Source organism: Archangium sp., from assembly GCF_036389735.1.
Classification (GTDB): Bacteria; Myxococcota; Myxococcia; order Myxococcales; family Myxococcaceae; genus Archangium.
In genome coordinates this window covers 1-2738 of the sequence record NZ_DASVWK010000230.1, presented here as the reverse complement: position 1 = coordinate 2738, position 2738 = coordinate 1, and the positions used below count along the sequence as shown (strand labels likewise).

The following is a 2738-nucleotide window of genomic DNA, read 5'->3' as shown; positions in this document are numbered from 1 at the left end:
CCGAGGGGGCTGGAGGCGCGGCCTTCACGGCCTGGGCCTTCAGCATCGCCTGGGGACGCGCGGCACGCAGCTCGGCGGCGAGGCGTGCATCCACCTGGAGCACCCGGCCGCCGTTCTCCTCCTGCCAGAGGAGGTGTCGGCGCAGGTCCTCCAGGACTTCGCTCAGTTCCTGCGAGGTATCGAGGGCTTCTTCGCTCACGGTGCCTGATCGTTTATGGGTCCGGGGGCCCTGGTTCAACCGCCTGATGGGTAGGGCGCCTGTACGCTTACCCCAGGGTCGAGCCCGGCGCCATGTTCGAAGTGGAAATGCCGGGGTTACGACCCGGCGAAGTGTCGCGGACCCCCGTGGAAGTGCTCGTCCAGGTGGGCCTCGGCCTGCTCCCGCAGCCCGCGGGTCGCGGGGGAGATGCCGTCCTCGGACAGGTCCGCGAAGCGCGCGCGCTCCATCACCGAGGAGGGACGCGCGTCCGTGTCGGGCGGCAGGCTCTTCTCCAAGGCCGACAGCAGCGTGTGCGCCCGCTCCACCACCGCGAGTGCCTCGTCAGCGGAGACCCGACCCGAGGCCAGCGCCTTGAACAGGTGGCAACCGTAGGCGCGACACCCCTCGGGGCGCTCCGCGTAGCGCGTGCACCGCCGGTCTTTCAGGGCCGTGCAGCACTGCCGCAGCGCGGGCGCCCCCCCGAGCGTCTCCACGTCGAGCCCATGGCGCCGGGCGGGCTCGGCCTCCTCGGGCCGGAGCGGGACGTGCGAGAAGAGGCTCCCATCGCAGCACAGGCCACAACGCTGGCAGAGGGCGGAGAGGGACACGGGAAGGGCCAGTGTACTCCCTTTCTATCGCAGGAGTACGTGTCGCACCGCCCCCGCCGTGTGGCACTCATGGCCGGAGGGATCAACCACCCACGGATCCGTGGCGAAAGTATCGACGTCGAAGTTCGTGATGGCTGTACCGCTCCAGGGGTAGTTGGGCAGGCCGCATTGATAGGCCTGCGCATGCTCATCGATATGCCATGCCCCAGCGCACCCCTCGGATTTGCCCATGAACCAGGTGCACATCTCCTTGTTGGTCACGACCCTGCCCTTGAGCGAGGCTTGCTTGTAGAGAATCCTGGCGGCATTCGAGCAACTGTTCGAGCCGCCCTGTCCGCTGAACAGGTTGCCCGCGGCGGTCAACAGGTAGTCGTTCCCCCGGCAGTCGATGCGCATATCGGTCGAGATTGATTTCAAGGCCTCCATCCGGGTCTTCGACAGCCTGTGACGCGAAAGCTCGGGGGTGGCCTCGTTCACGGGCACGTCGTTATAGAGCGCCCTGCCGACCGGGTTGCCATAGGGGCTCTTCTCGAGGACCGTCCAACCCCCTCCGTTCGTGGTCATGTCACAGAAGGCATTGAAGGGAACGAGGGGCCCATTGAGGTCCGGGTCGATGGTGTAGACACCACTCGATGCAGTGGGGTTGGCCGCCAACCAGCCCTTGCAACTGGATTGAATGCAGGAGTTCGCCGTCACCGAAGGAGTGAGGGCTTTGGAGGTCACGAGCCCGAATGCATTGGTCACCGTGGCCGTCACCGTGGGAGTGACACCCAGTGGCGTGCACGCGGGGGCCGTCCAGCTCACCTGGCTCGTGTCGCTGGTCGTCGTGGCGGCGGAGAGCGTTCCCATATTCGACGTCCAGGAGAAGAAGAGGCCGCTGGCCTGTGGATCCATCGCCTGCACCTGGAGGGTGAGGGAGCTTCCACCTCCGACGGAGGCCGCGGACTGGAAGGTCTCCACGACCTGGGGAGGCAGCGGCGTGGTGAGGGCGGCGCCGGAGGGAGCTTCGTTATCGCCGAGGTTGTAGGTGTGGCCCAGGCCGAGCTGGCCGTGGGTGTTGCGACCCCAGCACCGGGGCTGGCCCGAACTCGGCAGGGCACAGGTGTGCCAGGCGCCCGCGGCCACTTGGAAGGCCATGGTGCCGCCGAGGTTCATAGGGGTGCCGGGCGGAGTGGAGAGAGAGGCCGTATGGCCCAGGCCAAGCTGTCCGGACTCGTTGCGGCCCCAGCACTTGAGGACGCCGGGGCTCAGCAGGGCACAGGTGTGCTCGGCGCCGGTGGCCACCTGAAGGGCAAGGCCCCCCGTGTTGACACTCCCCGCCGTGGCCGGCGTTTCATCATCGCCGATGGGGCGGGTATGGCCCTGGCCCAGTTGGCCATGGGCGTTGCGGCCCCAGCAGCGCACGGCGCCGGACTCCAGCCGGGCGCAGGTGTGCTGGCTGGTGCTGGAGGTGGCGAGTTGCACGACGGAGCCACCCACATCGACAGCCCCCGCACTGGCTGGTGACTCGTTGCCCATGGGGCGGGCATGGCCCAGGCCGAGCTGACCGGAGTCATTGCGGCCCCAGCAGCGCACGGAGCCGGACTCCAGCAGGGCGCAGGTATGCCAGGCGCCCGCGACGAGGTGCCGGACGGGGCCGCCCACGTCGACATCCCCCGCGCTGGCCGGTGACTCGTCGTCGCCGATGGGGCGGGTGTGGCCGTAGCCAAGCTGGCCGTAAGCATTGTGGCCCCAGCAGCGCACCTTGCCGGTGTCCAACAGGGCGCAGGTGTGCGCGAAGCCGGCTACCAGCTCAACGGCCCGGCCTCCGAAAAAGACATAGCCGGAGCCGGAGGGGGCCTCGTCATCACCGAGGGAGCGGGAGTGGCCGTAGCCGAGCTGTCCAGAGTCGTTGCGGCCCCAGCAGCGAACGGGGCCGCCCTCCAGCAGCG

General features: G+C 68.6%; 2 protein-coding genes and 1 pseudogene. All 3 read right to left on the bottom strand.

Annotated features, from left to right (window positions below; translation table 11 throughout):
• A pseudogene (locus VF794_RS08450) lies at window positions 1–199 on the bottom strand (uracil-DNA glycosylase); the annotation flags it as partial.
• Window positions 200–315: 116 nt separating this feature from the next.
• Window positions 316–807, bottom strand: a complete 492-nt coding sequence (locus VF794_RS08445; protein ID WP_331108672.1) for a YkgJ family cysteine cluster protein — start codon at window positions 805–807, stop codon at window positions 316–318.
• Between the two features lie 24 nt (window positions 808–831).
• A partial coding sequence (locus VF794_RS08440; protein ID WP_331108671.1) for a fibrinogen-like YCDxxxxGGGW domain-containing protein occupies window positions 832–2738 on the bottom strand: 1907 nt, incomplete at its 5' end.